This is a genomic window from Pseudomonas gorinensis, assembly GCF_042015035.1.
GTDB classification, from domain to species: Bacteria; Pseudomonadota; Gammaproteobacteria; order Pseudomonadales; family Pseudomonadaceae; genus Aquipseudomonas; species Aquipseudomonas gorinensis.
The window spans coordinates 1,477,657-1,493,235 of the sequence record NZ_CP167125.1 but is presented as its reverse complement, the minus strand read 5'-3'; the positions used below and the strand labels follow the sequence as shown (position 1 = coordinate 1,493,235).

The 15,579-nt window shown below is 61.3% G+C and carries 13 protein-coding genes; all 13 read left to right on the top strand.

Going from position 1 to position 15,579, the window contains the following annotated elements; genetic code table 11:
• Nucleotides 1-12: 12 nt before the first annotated feature.
• The 13 genes from AB7933_RS06755 (at nucleotide 13) to AB7933_RS06695 (ending at nucleotide 15,469) form a co-directional block, all read left to right on the top strand.
• Complete coding sequence (locus AB7933_RS06755) at nucleotides 13-1,179, top strand: alginate biosynthesis protein Alg44 (protein WP_024073557.1); 1,167 nt, start codon at nucleotides 13-15, stop codon at nucleotides 1,177-1,179.
• Nucleotides 1,180-1,181: 2 nt separating this feature from the next.
• The gene (gene algK / locus AB7933_RS06750; protein ID WP_024073556.1) at nucleotides 1,182-2,573 is read left to right on the top strand and encodes an alginate biosynthesis TPR repeat lipoprotein AlgK; all 1,392 of its coding nucleotides are present in this window, start codon (nucleotides 1,182-1,184) and stop codon (nucleotides 2,571-2,573) included.
• Complete coding sequence (locus tag AB7933_RS06745) at nucleotides 2,570-4,057, top strand: alginate export family protein (RefSeq protein WP_024073555.1); 1,488 nt, start codon at nucleotides 2,570-2,572, stop codon at nucleotides 4,055-4,057. Before algK ends, AB7933_RS06745 begins: the two co-directional genes overlap by 4 nt.
• Nucleotides 4,057-5,646 carry a mannuronan 5-epimerase AlgG gene (gene algG, locus AB7933_RS06740; protein ID WP_024073554.1) on the top strand — a complete coding sequence of 530 codons (1,590 nt, stop codon included), beginning with the start codon at nucleotides 4,057-4,059 and terminating at the stop codon, nucleotides 5,644-5,646. Before AB7933_RS06745 ends, algG begins: the two co-directional genes overlap by 1 nt.
• Nucleotides 5,647-5,657: 11 nt before the next feature.
• A complete protein-coding gene (locus AB7933_RS06735; RefSeq protein ID WP_041161102.1) occupies nucleotides 5,658-7,106 on the top strand; it encodes an alginate O-acetyltransferase in 1,449 nt (482 codons plus the stop codon).
• A gap of 8 nt (nucleotides 7,107-7,114) precedes the next feature.
• Nucleotides 7,115-8,224, top strand: a complete 1,110-nt coding sequence (locus AB7933_RS06730; protein WP_093235455.1) for a mannuronate-specific alginate lyase — start codon at nucleotides 7,115-7,117, stop codon at nucleotides 8,222-8,224.
• Between the two features lie 214 nt (nucleotides 8,225-8,438).
• Nucleotides 8,439-9,971, top strand: a complete 1,533-nt coding sequence (locus AB7933_RS06725; protein WP_024073551.1) for an MBOAT family O-acyltransferase — start codon at nucleotides 8,439-8,441, stop codon at nucleotides 9,969-9,971.
• A gap of 11 nt (nucleotides 9,972-9,982) precedes the next feature.
• The gene (locus tag AB7933_RS06720; protein ID WP_024073550.1) at nucleotides 9,983-11,167 is read left to right on the top strand and encodes an alginate O-acetyltransferase; all 1,185 of its coding nucleotides are present in this window, start codon (nucleotides 9,983-9,985) and stop codon (nucleotides 11,165-11,167) included.
• 16 nt (nucleotides 11,168-11,183) lie between these two features.
• The gene (locus tag AB7933_RS06715) at nucleotides 11,184-11,840 is read left to right on the top strand and encodes an alginate O-acetyltransferase AlgF (RefSeq protein ID WP_024073549.1); all 657 of its coding nucleotides are present in this window, start codon (nucleotides 11,184-11,186) and stop codon (nucleotides 11,838-11,840) included.
• A gap of 220 nt (nucleotides 11,841-12,060) precedes the next feature.
• Complete coding sequence (locus AB7933_RS06710; protein WP_024073547.1) at nucleotides 12,061-13,512, top strand: mannose-1-phosphate guanylyltransferase/mannose-6-phosphate isomerase; 1,452 nt, start codon at nucleotides 12,061-12,063, stop codon at nucleotides 13,510-13,512.
• Nucleotides 13,513-13,775: 263 nt separating this feature from the next.
• Nucleotides 13,776-14,240, top strand: coding sequence for a hypothetical protein (locus tag AB7933_RS06705; RefSeq protein ID WP_024073546.1), 465 nt, complete (start codon nucleotides 13,776-13,778; stop codon nucleotides 14,238-14,240).
• Nucleotides 14,241-14,254: 14 nt separating this feature from the next.
• On the top strand, nucleotides 14,255-15,067 hold the full coding sequence (locus tag AB7933_RS06700; RefSeq protein WP_024073545.1) for an SDR family oxidoreductase: 813 nt from the start codon (nucleotides 14,255-14,257) through the stop codon (nucleotides 15,065-15,067).
• The gene (locus tag AB7933_RS06695) at nucleotides 15,068-15,469 is read left to right on the top strand and encodes a hypothetical protein (RefSeq protein WP_024073544.1); all 402 of its coding nucleotides are present in this window, start codon (nucleotides 15,068-15,070) and stop codon (nucleotides 15,467-15,469) included.
• Nucleotides 15,470-15,579 lie beyond the last annotated feature (110 nt).

Here is a 15,579-nt window from a genome sequence, read left to right as displayed (position 1 = left end):
GAAATTGCCCTGATGAACAGCCAAGTAAACGCCAACGTTGTCCACGAATCCGAAGCCCAGCGCCAACATGCCCGGGTCAAAATCCCGGCCAAGCTGCGCTTCTTCAACACTGACCGCACCCAGACCGAAGCACGCGTGATCGACCTGTCCGCCGGCGGCCTGGCGTTCACCGCCACCCAGCCATTGACCGTGGGTGAAGTGCACAAGGGCCGCCTGCAATTCGTCATCGATAACCTCGGCCTGGCCATGGATGTGGAGTTGCAGATTCGCTCCTACGACCGCCAGAGCGGCCGTACCGGTTGCCAGTTCCAGAACCTCGACGCCCAGGATATTTCCACCCTGCGCCACCTGATCACCTCGCACTTGTCCGGCGACATCGTGACCATGGGTGATGTGCTCGCCACCCTGCAACGCGACAACTTCACCAAGGCCCGCAAGGTCAAGGATGGCGGCAGCAACATGAGCGCCTTCGGCCGCCTGCGCGCCGTGACGTTCAGCCTGGCGATCTTCCTCGTGGGCCTGGCGGCGTTCGGGTTTGTCTTCAAGTCGCTGTACGGCATGTACTTCGTTACCCACGCCCAGGCGGGCCTGGTCAGCGTACCCGGCATGAACGTGACCATGCCGCGCGACGGTACCGTGCAAAGCCTGCTCAAAGGTGATGCGGTTGCGGCCAAGGGCGCACCACTGGCCACCTTCAGCACCAGCATGCTCGACGTACTCAAGGGCCACCTCGACGAAGACCAGCTGCAACCGGCCAAGGTCGAAGAACTGTTCGGCAAGCAAATGACCGGCACCCTGACCTCCCCATGCGACTGCGTCGTGGCCCAGCAACTGGTGGCCGACGGTCAGTACGCCAGCAAGGGCGATGTGATCTTCCAACTGGTGCCACGCGGCAGCCTGGCCAATGTGGAAGCACGCTTCACCTATCGCCAGTTCGCCGACGTACGCCCTGGTACCCCGGTGAGCTTCCAGGTCGCCGACGAAGAGCAGGTCCGCACCGGCACCATCGTCAGCAGCACCAGCCTGAACAGCGCCGACCTGTCCTCCGACATTCGTGTGCAGATCAAGCCGGATGCTCCCCTGGACAGCACCTACGCCGGCCGCCCGGTAGAAGTGACCAGCGACCGTGGCCCCTCCCTGAACTGGCTGATCGATAAAGCCATGGCAGCAGGTCTTTAATCATGAGCGCCCTTCGAACCCTACCGGTGCCCCTGGCGCTGGCCATCGCCCTCGCCGGTTGCGCCGGCCTGCCCGACCAACGCCTGGCCAATGAAGCGCTCAAGCGTGGCGATACCGTCACCGCGCAGCAGAATTACCAGCAACTGGCAGACTTGGGTTACAGCGAGGCCCAGGTGGGCCTGGCCGACATCCAGGTAGGCACCCGCGATCCGGCGCAAATCAAACAGGCCGAAGCCACCTACCGCGCAGCGGCGGATACCTCGCCGCGTGCCCAGGCCCGTCTCGGTCGCCTGCTGGTGGCCAAGCCAGGCTCTACCGAAGCCGAACACCATGAAGCCGAAGGCCTGTTGAAAAAAGCCTTTGCCAATGGCGAAGGCAACACCCTGATCCCGCTGGCGATGCTGTACCTGCAATACCCGCACAGTTTCCCCAACGTGAATGCCCAGCAGCAGATCAACAAATGGCAGGCGGCCGGTTACCCGGAAGCCGGTCTGGCCCAGGTGCTGCTGTATCGCACCCAGGACACCTACGACCAGCACCTGGATGACGTAGAGCGCATCTGCAAAGCCGCGCTGAACACCACCGACATCTGCTACGTCGAACTGGCCACGGTCTACCAGAAAAAAGCCGAGCCGGAAAAACAAGCCGAGCTGCTCAAGCAAATGGAAGCCGGCTACAGCCGTGGCACCGTCACCGCACAGCGCGTCGACAGCGTCGCCCGCGTGCTGGGCGATGCAACCCTGGGCAAGACCGACGAGAAGACCGCCCAGGCCCTGCTGGAAAAAATCGCCCCCGGCTACCCCGCTTCCTGGGTCAGCCTGGCGCAACTGCTCTACGACTTCCCGGAACTGGGCGACGTCGACCAGATGATGAAGTACCTGGACAACGGCCGCGCCGCCGACCAGCCGCGCGCCGAGCTGTTGCTGGGCAAGCTCTACTACGAAGGCAAGTGGGTGCCGGCGGACGCCAAGGTGGCCGAAGCGCATTTCGAAAAAGCCGTAGGCAAGGAAGTGGCCGCCGATTACTACCTCGGCCAGATCTACCGCCGTGGCTACCTGGGCAAGGTGTACTCGCAAAAAGCCCTGGACCATTTGCTCACCGCCGCGCGTAACGGCCAGAACAGCGCCGACTTCGCCATCGCCCAATTGTTTTCCCAAGGCAAGGGCACCAAGCCCGACCCACTGAACGCCTATGTCTTCAGCCAGTTGGCTAAAGCCCAGGACACGCCAGAGGCCAATGAGTTGGCGACGCAGCTCGAAGCCCCGCTGACGCCGGAACAACGCGCCGAAGGCCAACGCCTGGTGCAACAGGAACTGGCCGCGCGCGGCACCCTGGCCCAAAGCACGCTGCAACTGCACGCCCTGCAAGAAGAAGACGGCGAGGAATCCCTATGAAGCTCAATCCATTCGTGCAGGCCGGCATCGGCCTGACCTTTGCCCTGCTGTGGTCGTGCCCGACCCTGGCCGCACTGACTGAAACCAAGAATTTCGGCATGGACGTTAAAATCACCGGCCAGTCCGAAGACGACCGCGACCTGGGCACCCAGAAAGGCGGCGACGTCAACGGCATCGGCCTCGACCTGCGCCCGTGGATCTACGGCGAAAGCGGCAACTGGAGCGCCTATGCCATGGGCCAGGCGGTTGCTTCGAGCGACATTATCGAGACCGACACCCTGCAACAGTCGGCGGATGACGAAAACCAGCAAACCACCAACGACGACCGCAAGACCAAGAAAAACTACTTGGCCATGCGCGAGTTCTGGGTCGGCTACAGCGGCTTCACGCCCTACCCTGGCGAGATCCTCAAGCTCGGTCGCCAACGCCTGCACAATGACGACGGCCAATGGCGCGACACCAATATCGAAGCGCTGAACTGGACCTTCGACACCACCTTGCTCAAGGCCAATGTCGGCGCAGCCGAACGCTTCAGCGAATACCGCACCGACCTCAAGGAACTGTCGCCCGAGGACAAGGACCGCCAGCACTTCTACGCCGACGCGTCCTACCAGTGGACGCCGGGGCAGTGGATCGGCCTGCGCGGTCACCATACCCATGACGACGGCAAGCTCGACTATCCCGAGCCGGGCGTGCCCACCGACTCGTTGGACAAGCGCGAAAACGGCGACCTGACCTGGCTTGGCATCGAAGCCAACAGCGACGCCTACAACTGGCGTAACACCAACACCGTCAACTACTGGGCCAGCGTCACCGGCATGCAGGGCAACCGCGACACGGTCAATGCCTTGAACGCCGACGGCACCCGCCCGACCAACGCCAAGCGCAGCGATGACCTGAATGGCTGGGCCACCGACCTGGGTGTGCGCCTGCGCCTTGACCCGCAGTGGCAAGTGGGCGCCGCCTATTCGCGTGCCAGTGCCGAATACGAGCAGAACGGCCTGCAAAGCAACCGTTCGAACTGGACCGGTACCCAGTCCCGCGTCCACCGTTTCGGCGAAGCATTCCGCGGCGAAATGAACAACATGCAGTCCATGAGCCTGTTCGGTTCCTGGCAGCTGCGCGAGGACTATGACGCCAGCCTGGTGTACCACAAGTTCTGGCGCGTCGACGGCAACAAGCCGGTCGGCAGCAACGGCATCGACGCCGTGCAGAACAACACCGATGACGTGACCGGCGCGATCCTGTCCAGCACGTCCCTGCCCCTGGAAGACGGCAAGAAAGACCTGGGCCAGGAGATGGACCTGGTGGTCACCAAATACTTCAAGACCGGCCTGCTGCCGGCTGGGCTCAGCCATTCGATCGACGAACCGTCGGCCCTGGTGCGCTTGCGTGCAGGTGTGTTCAAACCGGGCGACGCCTATGGCAGCCAAGTCGACTCGTACATGCATCGCGCCTTTGTCGACGTGATTTGGAAGTTCTGATGGGAGCCCGCGCAATGATTGCTCACCCCTTCACAGGCAGATGCCTGCTGGTGACCGCGATGCTGATGGCCAGTGCCACAGCGTTCGCCGATACCGCGCAGCCGGTCAAGGCGCCGACCATCGCCAAAGAACTACAACAGGCCAAGACCTACACCATCTCCAGCCCGCCGACCGCGCCGCTGGAAATGGCCAAGCCTGCCCTGCCGGACCTGTCGGGCTACACCGCCGCGGCGATGGAAAAGAAAATCGTCAGAACCAAGCCGGGCAAGATCAGCATCCGCCGCATGATGCAGGAAGACGCCCTGAAGGACTTCATCGGCGGCGACAACAAGATGGCCGAATGGGTGGTGCGCCAGCACGGCATTCCCCAGGCCATTTTTGTCGACGACGGCTACATGAACCTCAAGGACCTGCTGGGTAAAGTGCCCAAGCAGTACCTGAGCGAAACCTCGCCGGGCGTGTTCCTGGCCAAGCTGCCGATCGTGGTCGGGCGCAAGGGCATCCTGGAAATCGACAAGAAGACCCAGGAACTGCGCCTGTCCCAGGAAGCCGGCTCGTTCCTGATCAACGACGGCCAACTGTTTGTGCGCGATACCAAGGTCACCGGCTGGAGCGAAAAAGCCAATGGCCCGGCGCTGTTCACGTCGCCCAAGGCGTTCCGCCCGTTCCTGCTGTCCTGGGGCGGCACCGAGACCTACATCTCCAACACCAAGATGGCCAGCTTCGGCTACGCCAACAGTAAGTCGTACGGGGTGAGTATTTCCCAATACACGCCGAACATGGCCAAGGTACTCAAGCGTCCTGAGCCGACCGGCTGGATCATCGACTCCGAGTTCTCGGACATGTGGTACGGCTTCTACTGCTACGAGACCACGGGCTTTGTGCTCAAAGGCAACACCTATAAAGACAACATCGTCTACGGCATTGACCCCCATGACCGTTCCCACGGCCTGATCATCGCGGACAACACCGTCTACGGCACCAAGAAGAAGCACGGCATCATCATTTCCCGGGAAGTGAACGACAGCTTCATCTTCAATAACCGCAGCTACGACAACAAGCTGTCGGGGCTGGTGATCGACCGTAACAGCGTGAACAACCTGATCGCCGACAACGAGATCTACCGCAACCACACCGACGGCATCACCCTCTATGAGAGCGGCGACAACCTGCTGTGGGGCAACAAGGTGATCAGCAACCGTCGTCACGGCATCCGGGTCCGTAACAGCGTGAACATCAAGCTGTACGAAAACACCTCGATGGCCAACGGCCTGACCGGCGTGTACGGCCACATCAAGGATTTGACCGACACCGACCGCGACATCGCCCTCGACCCGTTCGATGCCAAGGTCTCGCTGATCGTGGTCGGCGGTGAGCTGGCCGGTAACGGCAGCGGACCGCTGTCGATCGACTCGCCGTTGAGTATCGAGCTGTATCGCGTGTCGATGCTGGCGCCGACCAAATCCAGCGGCATCAGCTTCTCCGGCGTGCTGGGCGATCGTCAGGAAGAAATTCTCGACCTGCTGGTGCGCCAGCAGAAAGCCGTGCTGATCGACCCTGTCGAACGCCAGACCGAAATGCAGGACTGAGGATGACCCTTATGCACCCACACATGATCAAACTGCTGAGCCTCTCGGGTCTGACCCTCGGCCTGCTCGCGGCCAGCCAGGGCGTACGCGCCGATGAAATCAAGGCGCCGACCTTTACCGCCGAACCGTGCTGCAGCCTGTGCCCGGCCGCCCATGACGCGAAGAACTACACCACGCGCTACCAGCAGAACTTCACCACCCTGGTACAAGCCCAGGGCGACTGGCTGTTCCGTACCCAGGAAGACCTGCGCACCGAATTCGACACCAGCCCCGCCGGCTACAAACGCATGCAACAACTGCACGATGCGTTCAAGGCCAAAGGCGTGGAACTGGTGGTGGTCTACCAGCCGACCCGTGGCCTGGTGAACCGCAACAAGCTCAACCCGGCAGAAAAAGCCTCGTTCGATTTCGACAAGGCCCTGAGCAACTACAAGACCATGCTCGGCCGCTTCGCCAAGATGGGCTACGTGGTGCCGGACTTGTCGCCGTTGACCAACGAGCAACTGCCGGACGAATTGCCGGCCCACGATTTCTACTTCCGTGGCGACCAGCACTGGACCCCCTATGGCGCCCAGCGCACCGCGAAAATCGTCGGTGCCAAAGTGCGCGCGATGCCGGAGTTCGCCGATATTCCCAAGCGTGAGTTCGAGACCAAGCGCTCCGGACGCATGGGCAAGACCGGTACCCTGCACAACATGGCCGGGCAACTGTGCGGCACCAGCTACGCGATCCAGTACATGGACCAGTTCACCACCGAGCCCAAGGGCGAAGCGGGCGACGGCGACCTGTTCAGCGATTCGGGCAACCCGCAGATCACCCTGGTCGGCACCAGCCACAGCGGCAAGAACTACAACTTCGCCGGCTTCCTCGAAGAGGAAATCGGTGCCGACATCCTCAACGTCGCCTTCCCCGGCGGTGGTTTGGAAGGTTCGATGATCCAGTACCTGGGCAGCGATGAATTCCAGAAAACCCCACCGAAAATCTTGATCTGGGAATTCTCGCCGCTGTATCGCCTCGACCAGGAAACCATCTACCGCCAGATGATGGCGCTGCTGGACAACGGCTGTGAAGGCAAGACCGCGCAGATGAGCGCCAGCACCACCTTGAAACCCGGCAAGAACGAATTGCTGGTTAACAGTTCGAACAAAGACCTGCGCAATGCCAACCATCAGGTCGATATCCGCTTCGCCGATCCCTCGGTGAAAACCTTGCAAGCCACCCTCTGGTACATGAACGGGCGCCACGAGGACATCAAGATCGAGAAACCCGAAACATCCGATACAGACGGGCGTTTCGCCTTTGAACTGCGCACCGATGAAGACTGGGCCTCGCAGAACTTGCTGGCCGTGGAAGTGCAGGGCCCCGAAGCGGGCGCTGCCGCGCAGAAGGTCGAAGCGAAAATTTGCACACGCAACGTATTCCCAAGCGGCGGTCAGAAGACTGCCTCACTCGGGCAATGAGGTTACCTATGCAGAAGTTACTGATTCCATCGTTACTGGGCCTGGCGATCTTCGCCGGCGCGGCCAGCGCCGCCGCGCCACTGCGTCCACCCCAGGGCTACTTCGCACCGATTGAAGCGTTCAAGACCGGCGATTTCAAGAATGACTGCGATGCCATGCCCACGCCGTACACCGGCCCGCTGCAATTTCGCAGCAAGTACGAAGGCTCCGACAAGGCCCGCTCCACGCTGAATGTGCAGTCGGAAAAAGCCTTTCGCGACAGCACCGCCGACATCACCAAGCTGGAAAAAGACACCAGCAAGCGCGTGATGCAGTTCATGCGCGACGGTCGTCCGGAGCAGTTGGAATGCACGCTCAACTGGTTGACCAGCTGGGCCAAGGCTGACGCGTTGATGTCCAAGGACTTCAACCACACCGGCAAGTCCATGCGCAAATGGGCACTGGGCAGCATGGCCTCGGCCTATGTCCGCCTGAAGTTCTCCGACTCGCATCCGCTGGCCAACCACCAGCAGGAATCGCAACTGATCGAAGCCTGGTTCAACAAGCTGGCGGACCAGGTGGTCAGCGACTGGGACAACCTGCCGCTGGAAAAAACCAACAACCACTCCTACTGGGCCGCCTGGTCGGTGATGGCAACCTCCATCGCCACCAACCGTCGCGACCTGTTTGATTGGGCCGTGAAGGAATACAAGGTCGGCGTCAACCAGGTCGATGACCAGGGCTTTTTGCCCAACGAGTTGAAGCGTCAGCAACGCGCCCTGTCGTACCACAACTACGCGCTGCCGCCGCTGTCGATGATCGCCAGTTTTGCCCTGGTCAACGGGGTTGACCTGCGCCAGGAAAACAACGGCGCGCTCAAGCGCCTGGGCGACAAGGTGCTGGCCGGGGTCAAGGATCCAGAGATCTTCGAACAGAAGAACGGCAAGGAACAGGACATGAAGGATCTCAAGGAAGACATGAAATTCGCCTGGCTCGAACCCTTCTGCACCCTCTACACCTGCGCGCCGGATGTACTCGAACGCAAGCACGGGATGCAACCGTTCAAGACCTTCCGCCTCGGCGGCGACCTGACCAAGGTCTACGACCCGACACATGAGAAAGGCAACAAAGGTTCCTGAGTGAACTCGGTAAAAATGTGGGAGGGGGCTTGCCCCCGATAGCGGTGTATCAGTTGATGCATCCGGTGACTGACTCACCACCATCGGGGGCAAGCCCCCTCCCACATTTGACGCCGGTTTCGACAGTGAGATTGCAATACAACCTCCCCCGACATCGTGGGGGGTTTGGGGGGGCTCTGGCCCTTGACTGTTGGTTAAACATGGAGAGATCGGGATGGTTTTCTCGTCCAATGTGTTCCTGTTTCTGTTCTTGCCGATCTTTCTCGGCTTGTACTACTTGAGCGGGCAACGCTATCGCAATCTGCTGCTGCTGATTGCCAGCTACGTGTTCTACGCCTGGTGGCGAGTGGACTTCCTGGCGCTGTTCGCGGCCGTCACGCTGTGGAACTACTGGATCGGCCTCAAGGTTGGTGCAGCCGGCGTGCGTACCAAGCCGGCCCAACGTTGGCTGCTGCTTGGCGTGGCCGTCGACCTGTGCATCCTCGGCTACTTCAAGTACGCCAACTTCGGTGTCGACAGCATCAACGTGATGATGAAGTCGGTGGGTCTCGAGCCGTTCATCCTCACCCACGTGCTGCTGCCGATCGGGATCTCGTTCTACATCTTCGAGTCCATCAGCTACATCATCGACGTGTACCGTGGCGATACCCCGGCGACGCGCAACCTCATCGACTTTGCGGCGTTCGTGGCGATCTTCCCGCACCTGATCGCCGGCCCGGTGTTGCGTTTCCGCGACCTGGCCGACCAGTTCAATAACCGCACCCATACCCTCGACAAGTTCTCCGAGGGCTGCACGCGGTTCATGCAGGGTTTCATCAAGAAGGTGTTTATCGCCGACACCCTGGCGGTGGTGGCGGACCATTGCTTTGCCCTGCAAAACCCCACCACCGGCGACGCCTGGCTTGGCGCGCTGGCCTATACCGCGCAGCTGTACTTCGACTTCTCCGGCTACAGCGACATGGCCATCGGCCTGGGCTTGATGATGGGTTTCCGCTTCATGGAAAACTTCAAGCAGCCGTACATCAGCCAGTCGATCACCGAGTTCTGGCGGCGCTGGCACATCAGCCTGTCGACCTGGCTGCGTGACTACCTGTACATCACCCTGGGCGGCAACCGCAAAGGCACGCTGACCACTTACCGCAACCTGTTCCTGACCATGCTGCTCGGTGGCCTGTGGCACGGTGCGAACATCACCTACATCGTGTGGGGTGCCTGGCACGGCATGTGGCTGGCGATTGAGAAAGCCATCGGCCTCAACACCGCACCACGCAGTTTCAATGTTGTCCGTTGGGCCTTCACCTTCCTGCTGGTGGTGATGGGCTGGGTCATCTTCCGCTCCGAAAACCTGCATGTGGCCGGCCGTATGTACGGCGCGATGTTCAGCTTTGGCGAGTGGTCGCTCTCGGAACTCAACCGCGCCAACCTCACGGGCCTGCAAGTGGCAACCCTGGTGGTGGCGTACGCAACCCTGGCGTTCTTCGGCTTGCGCGACTTCTACACCAACCGCCCCGCCGAAAAAACCAAGCCGGCAGACCCAAGCCTGATCAAGGCCGTGCCTGGCGATGACCCGGGCAGCATCCACCAGCCTGGTTTCACCGTGGGTAAAGACGCCGCTGTGCAACCGGCCTACTGGACCGCTGACTGGCCACGCTACGCCATGCGCGCCGCGGTGCTGCTGCTGTTCGTGGCATCGATCCTGAAACTATCGGCGCAGAGCTTCTCGCCGTTCCTTTACTTCCAATTCTGAGGGAGCCGACCATGACCCGTTCATTCCGCGTCCTCTATATCGCACTGTTCCTGCTGGTGCTGCTGGCCCTGGGCGCCTGGTCGATGCGCAGTTTCTTCGGCTTCAGCACCAACGCTGATGCGACCGTGCTCAACGGTCGCTGGACCAAGGCCGTCGAGACGCACTACGACGACCAGTTCCCGATCAAGCGCATCGGCACCAACCTCTGGGCCGCGCTGGACTACAAGCTGTTCAATGAAGGCCGCCCTGGCGTGGTGCTGGGTCGCGATCACTGGCTGTACAGCGACGAGGAGTTCAACCCCGCCGTCAACGAAGACCAGAACCTGGAAGGCAACTACGCCCTGGTCGAAGGCGTGCGCCAGAAACTCAAGGCCCAAGGCATTGAGCTGGTGATGGCGATCATTCCGGCCAAGGTACGCCTGTACCCGGAACACCTGGGCGAAGTGAAACCGGCGAGTATCCACGCCAACCTGTACCAGGACTTCCACGCCCGTGTCGCCGCCGACCACATCATCGCCCCAGACCTGCTGGGCCCGCTGCAACAGGCCAAGCTGGGCGGCAAGCAAGTGTTCCTGCGTACCGACACCCACTGGACCCCGGACGGCGCCGAAATCGCCGCCAAGCAGTTGGCTAAAACCATTGCCGACAAAACCCCACTGAACGGCGAACCGCAGCGCTTTGTCACCGAAGCCGAAAAGACCGAACCGCATAAAGGCGACCTGCGTCTGTTCCTGCCCCTGGACCCACTGTTCGAAAACCTGATGCCACCGAAGGAGCCGTTGGAAAAACGCGTGACGCACCTGGCCGAAACCAAGGGCGACGACGCACTGTTCACCGACAGCGAAACCCCGGTAGCACTGGTGGGCACCAGCTACAGCGCCAACCCCAACTGGAACTTCGTCGGTGCGCTCAAGCAAGCCCTGGGCAGCGACGTGGTCAGCTACGCCGAAGACGGCCACGGCCCGATCCTGCCGATGCTCAGCTACCTGAAAAGTGACGACTTCAAGAACAGCCCGCCACAAGTGCTGATCTGGGAGTTTCCTGAACGTTATCTGCCCGTGAACAACGAAATCGGTGATGCCGACCCATCGTGGGTTGCGCAACTTAAACAAGCCGGTTCGCGCCAACAAAACATGGCACTGAACACCCCAGTTAAACACCAAAAATCCGAGACGCCCGACCGGGCGCAAAACTGAAAGAGAGGTAACTCACATGACTTTCACTACTACTCCGCGTCGTCTCGCCAAGACCCTGGCACTGGTTGCCGGCATGAGCGTTGTATCGATGTCTGCCTTCGCCGGTGGTGACGCCGCCCTGTACGGCCCTGTCGCACCGAAAGGCTCCAGCTTCGTGCGCGTCTATAACGCCTCCAACCAGGAAGTCAGCGCGACAGTTGGCAGCACCAACCTCAACGAAGTGGCCCCACTGGCCAGCAGCGACTTCAGCTTCATGCCCGGCGGCGACTACAGCGCCAAGGTCGGCAGCCAGACCGTACCGGTCAAGCTCGCCGCCGATCACTACTACACCCTGGTCAACAACAGCAGCGGCCAGCCTCAGCTGATCGAAGAACCGCCGTTCAAGAACAAGCAGAAATCCCTGGTGCGCGTACAGAACCTCAGCGACAAGGCCCTGACCCTGAAAACCGCTGACGGCAAGACCGAAGTGGTCAAGTCCGTGGCCGCCAAGGGCCGTGGCGAGCGTGAAATCAACCCGGTGAAGGTGAGCCTGGCGTTGTATGACGGTGACAAGAAAGTCGGCGATGTGAAGCCGGTTGCGTTGGAGCGCGGTGAGGCCGCGGTGCTGTACGTCACCGGCTCCGGCAGCAGCCTGTCGCCAGTGTGGGTGAAACGCCCCGTGTCGACCCGCTAACTATTTCTCGGACTGACGCCCCCCCACTGTAGGAGCGAGCTTGCTCGCGAAAATCGCCAATGATGACGCGGAAATTCTGGATGTACGCGGTGTCTGGGAGTTCTTCGCGAGCAAGCTCGCTCCTACAGAGGACAGAGGCGTCAGTTCGGACCGAGACAAAAACAAGAGTGAAACGACAAACCTTCGTAGCTCTGACCCAAATTGATTCAAGGAGAAACACATGATCCCAGTAATCCTTTCCGGTGGTAGCGGCTCACGTCTTTGGCCGCTTTCCCGTAAACAGTTCCCGAAACAATTCCTGGCTCTGACCGGCGAGCACACGCTGTTCCAACAAACCCTGGAACGCCTGGTATTCGAAGGCATGGACGCGCCGATCGTGGTCTGCAACAAAGACCACCGTTTCATCGTCAACGAGCAACTGAGCGCGCGCAAGCTGGAAAGCCAGCGCATCCTGATGGAACCCTTCGGCCGCAACACCGCGCCGGCCGTGGCCCTGACCGCGATGATGCTGGTCAACGAAGGCCGCGACGAATTGATGCTGGTCCTGCCCGCCGACCACGTGATCGACGACCAGAAAGCCCTGCAACGCGCCCTGGCCCTGGCCACCGTGGCTGCCGAGCGAGGCGAGATGGTGCTGTTCGGCGTGCCGGCGACCCGCCCGGAAACCGGCTATGGCTACATCAAGTCCACCAACGATTCGCTGCTGCCCGAAGGCGTGAGCCGCGTGCAACAGTTCGTGGAAAAACCCGATGAAAAACGCGCCATCGAGTTCGTCAAAAGCGGCGGTTACTTCTGGAACAGCGGCATGTTCCTGTTCCGCGCCAGCCGTTTCCTCGAAGAGCTGAAAAAACACGATCCGGACATCTACGACACCTGCGTGCTGACCCTGGAACGCAGCGAGCAGACCGCCGATACCGTGACCTTCGACGAAGCCACCTTCGCCTGCTGCCCGGACAACTCCATCGACTACGCCGTGATGGAAAAAACCCAACGCGCCTGCGTGGTACCGCTGAGTGCCGGCTGGAGCGACGTGGGTTGCTGGGCCTCGCTGTGGGCGGTCAACGATAAAGACATCAACGGCAACGTCACCAAGGGCGACGTCGTGATCCAGGACAGCAAGAACTGCATGATCCATGGCAACGGCAAGCTGGTATCGGTGATCGGCCTGGACAACATCGTGGTGGTGGAAACCAAGGACGCGATGATGATTGCCCACAAGGACAAGGTCCAGGGCGTCAAGCAGATGGTCGCGACCCTCAACGAACAGGGCCGCAGCGAAACCCAGAACCACTGCGAAGTCTACCGTCCGTGGGGCTCCTACGACTCGGTGGACATGGGCGGGCGCTTCCAGGTCAAGCACATCTCGGTCAAGCCGGGCGCATGCCTGTCGCTGCAGATGCACCACCACCGCGCCGAACACTGGATCGTGGTCAGCGGCACGGCCGAAGTGACCTGTGACGAGAACGTGTTCCTGCTCACCGAGAACCAATCCACCTACATCCCGATCGCCTCGGTGCACCGCTTGCGCAACCCGGGCAAGATCCCGCTGGAGATCATCGAAGTGCAATCGGGCAGCTATCTGGGCGAAGACGATATCGAGCGGTTTGAAGATATCTACGGTCGCTCGACGCCGGTTGAACGTGGCGTGTCGGTGAAAACTATCGCGCAGTAAAACAGTCGTACAAGAAGCCCTCGCCCAACCCATTGCGTCCCCTATCCGCAGTGGGTTGGGTGGGGGCTTTTTGTTTGGGATTTGTGCTGGCTGTGAGGGCCTCATCGGGGGCAAGCCCCCTCCCACCTTTGATCTGTGAATACATTCAAGTGTGGGAGGGGGCTTGCCCCCGATGAGGCCCACCCGGCCACCACAGCACTCAAGGTAGCCAATCCCACCTACGCTTAAGTTAGGATGCTCGTTCCCTATTCGAGGTGGTCTCCATGTTCTTCGGCGTTCTCCTGATCATCACCTGGTTGATCCTCCTGCTGCGCTACCCGGCCAAGGCGCTGCCGGTATCGCTTGCCGCCGCTGCCGGCCTGGGCCTTGTCGCGGTCTGGGTGGTCTGGCTGGACAACCGCGAAGCCTCGCAACTGGCGCGCCTCGAGTTGCGCATCAGCTACGCGCCGCAGGAATGCCCCGCCGACCGCCCACTGAAACTGACCCTGAACAACGGCAACGACGTACCGCTGACCGAACTGCGCTGGCGCGTCGCCGCCTATGCGCCGGGTGACACGGTCAACCTGGCCGATAACGTCTACGCGGCCCCCCGCTATCGTGGCCCCGGCGAGTTGCAGGCCGGCGCCACCTGGGACGACTGCCTGCCCACCCCGCCCCTGCGCCCCGGCTATCGCCCGCAAACCCTGGAATTTCGCGCCGAGCACCTGCAAGGCAGTTTCTCGGACTGACAAAGGACTGATCCATGCCCAACGTACTGATCACCGGTTGCTCCAGCGGTATTGGCCGCGCCCTGGCCGATGCCTTCAAATCCGCCGGCTTCAACGTGTGGGCCAGCGCCCGCCGCCCGGAAGACGTCACCGCCCTCGCCGCCGCGGGTTTCAATGCCGTCGAACTCGACGTCAACGACAGCGCCGCATTGCAGCGCCTGGCCGAACAACTGGGCGAGCTGGATGTGCTGGTCAACAACGCCGGCTACGGCGCCATGGGCCCGCTGCTCGACGGCGGTACCGAGGCGATGCAGCGCCAGTTCGAGACCAATGTATTTGCCCTCGTCGGCGTGACCCAGGCGCTGTTCCCGGCCCTGCGCCGCAGCAAAGGCCTGGTGGTGAATATCGGCAGCGTTTCCGGCGTATTGGTCACGCCGTTCGCTGGCGCCTACTGCGCCTCCAAGGCGGCGGTGCATGCGCTGAGCGATGCATTGCGCATGGAACTGGCGCCGTTTGGCATCCGCGTGATGGAAGTGCAGCCCGGCGCCATTAATACAAGCTTTGCAAAAAACGCCGGGGCCCAGGCTGAGCTGTTGATCAACGAACAATCGCCGTGGTGGCCGTTGCGCGAGGGTATCCGGGCACGCAGCCAGGCCTCCCAGGACAAGCCCACCCCGGCCAGCGTGTTTGCAGCGGATGTGCTCAAGGCCGTGCAACAACCACAGCCGCCGCGCCTGTTGCGCGCGGGCAATGGCAGTCGGGCGTTGCCGTTGATGGCAGCGTTGTTGCCCAAAGGATTATTGGAAACCGTGTTGAAAAAACGCTTTGGTTTGAATAGGAGTTTGTAAATGATCGACTACAGCGACTTTTTCGAGGAAGTGATCCAGACCCACGTCGAGATCGAACAGTGGTTTGCCGGCGTGGCACCTGAAGACACCCTGCAGAGGCTGCTCGCGCGCTTCTCGCCGGAGTTCAGCATGATTGCGCCCTCCACCGGCACACGCATGAACGCGGCAGGGGTCAAGTACCTGTTCACCCGCCTGGGCGGGCAGCGGCCAGGGTTGAAGATAACCTTGAGCGAACTGATCGGCATTGACCGGCATGCACGCGGCGCCGTCGTCAGTTACCGCGAACATCAGATCGACGACAGCGGCACCCAGACCGATCGCCGGGCCACGGTGGTATTCGAGAAACAGGCCAGCGGCGCGCTGTTGTGGCGTCATTTGCACGAGACGTACTGCCAGGCCTGAACCCACAGGCAACACCCCGCCAATACGCGCGCAAGCTCCCCCCACGCTTGCGCGCGCAGCCCATCGCCCTGAGCCCCCCTCATGGGTGTCAATACAATTTCGCTACAGAA

What these genes read in the sequence shown, in the direction of transcription:
- AB7933_RS06755 (WP_024073557.1), top strand. Translation starts at nt 13, where the DNA reads ATGAACAGCCAAGTAAACGCCAACGTTGTCCACGAATCCGAAGCCCAG.
- algK (WP_024073556.1), top strand. Translation starts at nt 1,182, where the DNA reads ATGAGCGCCCTTCGAACCCTACCGGTGCCCCTGGCGCTGGCCATCGCC.
- AB7933_RS06745 (WP_024073555.1), top strand. Translation starts at nt 2,570, where the DNA reads ATGAAGCTCAATCCATTCGTGCAGGCCGGCATCGGCCTGACCTTTGCC.
- algG (WP_024073554.1), top strand. Translation starts at nt 4,057, where the DNA reads ATGGGAGCCCGCGCAATGATTGCTCACCCCTTCACAGGCAGATGCCTG.
- AB7933_RS06735 (WP_041161102.1), top strand. Translation starts at nt 5,658, where the DNA reads ATGCACCCACACATGATCAAACTGCTGAGCCTCTCGGGTCTGACCCTC.
- AB7933_RS06730 (WP_093235455.1), top strand. Translation starts at nt 7,115, where the DNA reads ATGCAGAAGTTACTGATTCCATCGTTACTGGGCCTGGCGATCTTCGCC.
- AB7933_RS06725 (WP_024073551.1), top strand. Translation starts at nt 8,439, where the DNA reads ATGGTTTTCTCGTCCAATGTGTTCCTGTTTCTGTTCTTGCCGATCTTT.
- AB7933_RS06720 (WP_024073550.1), top strand. Translation starts at nt 9,983, where the DNA reads ATGACCCGTTCATTCCGCGTCCTCTATATCGCACTGTTCCTGCTGGTG.
- AB7933_RS06715 (WP_024073549.1), top strand. Translation starts at nt 11,184, where the DNA reads ATGACTTTCACTACTACTCCGCGTCGTCTCGCCAAGACCCTGGCACTG.
- AB7933_RS06710 (WP_024073547.1), top strand. Translation starts at nt 12,061, where the DNA reads ATGATCCCAGTAATCCTTTCCGGTGGTAGCGGCTCACGTCTTTGGCCG.
- AB7933_RS06705 (WP_024073546.1), top strand. Translation starts at nt 13,776, where the DNA reads ATGTTCTTCGGCGTTCTCCTGATCATCACCTGGTTGATCCTCCTGCTG.
- AB7933_RS06700 (WP_024073545.1), top strand. Translation starts at nt 14,255, where the DNA reads ATGCCCAACGTACTGATCACCGGTTGCTCCAGCGGTATTGGCCGCGCC.
- AB7933_RS06695 (WP_024073544.1), top strand. Translation starts at nt 15,068, where the DNA reads ATGATCGACTACAGCGACTTTTTCGAGGAAGTGATCCAGACCCACGTC.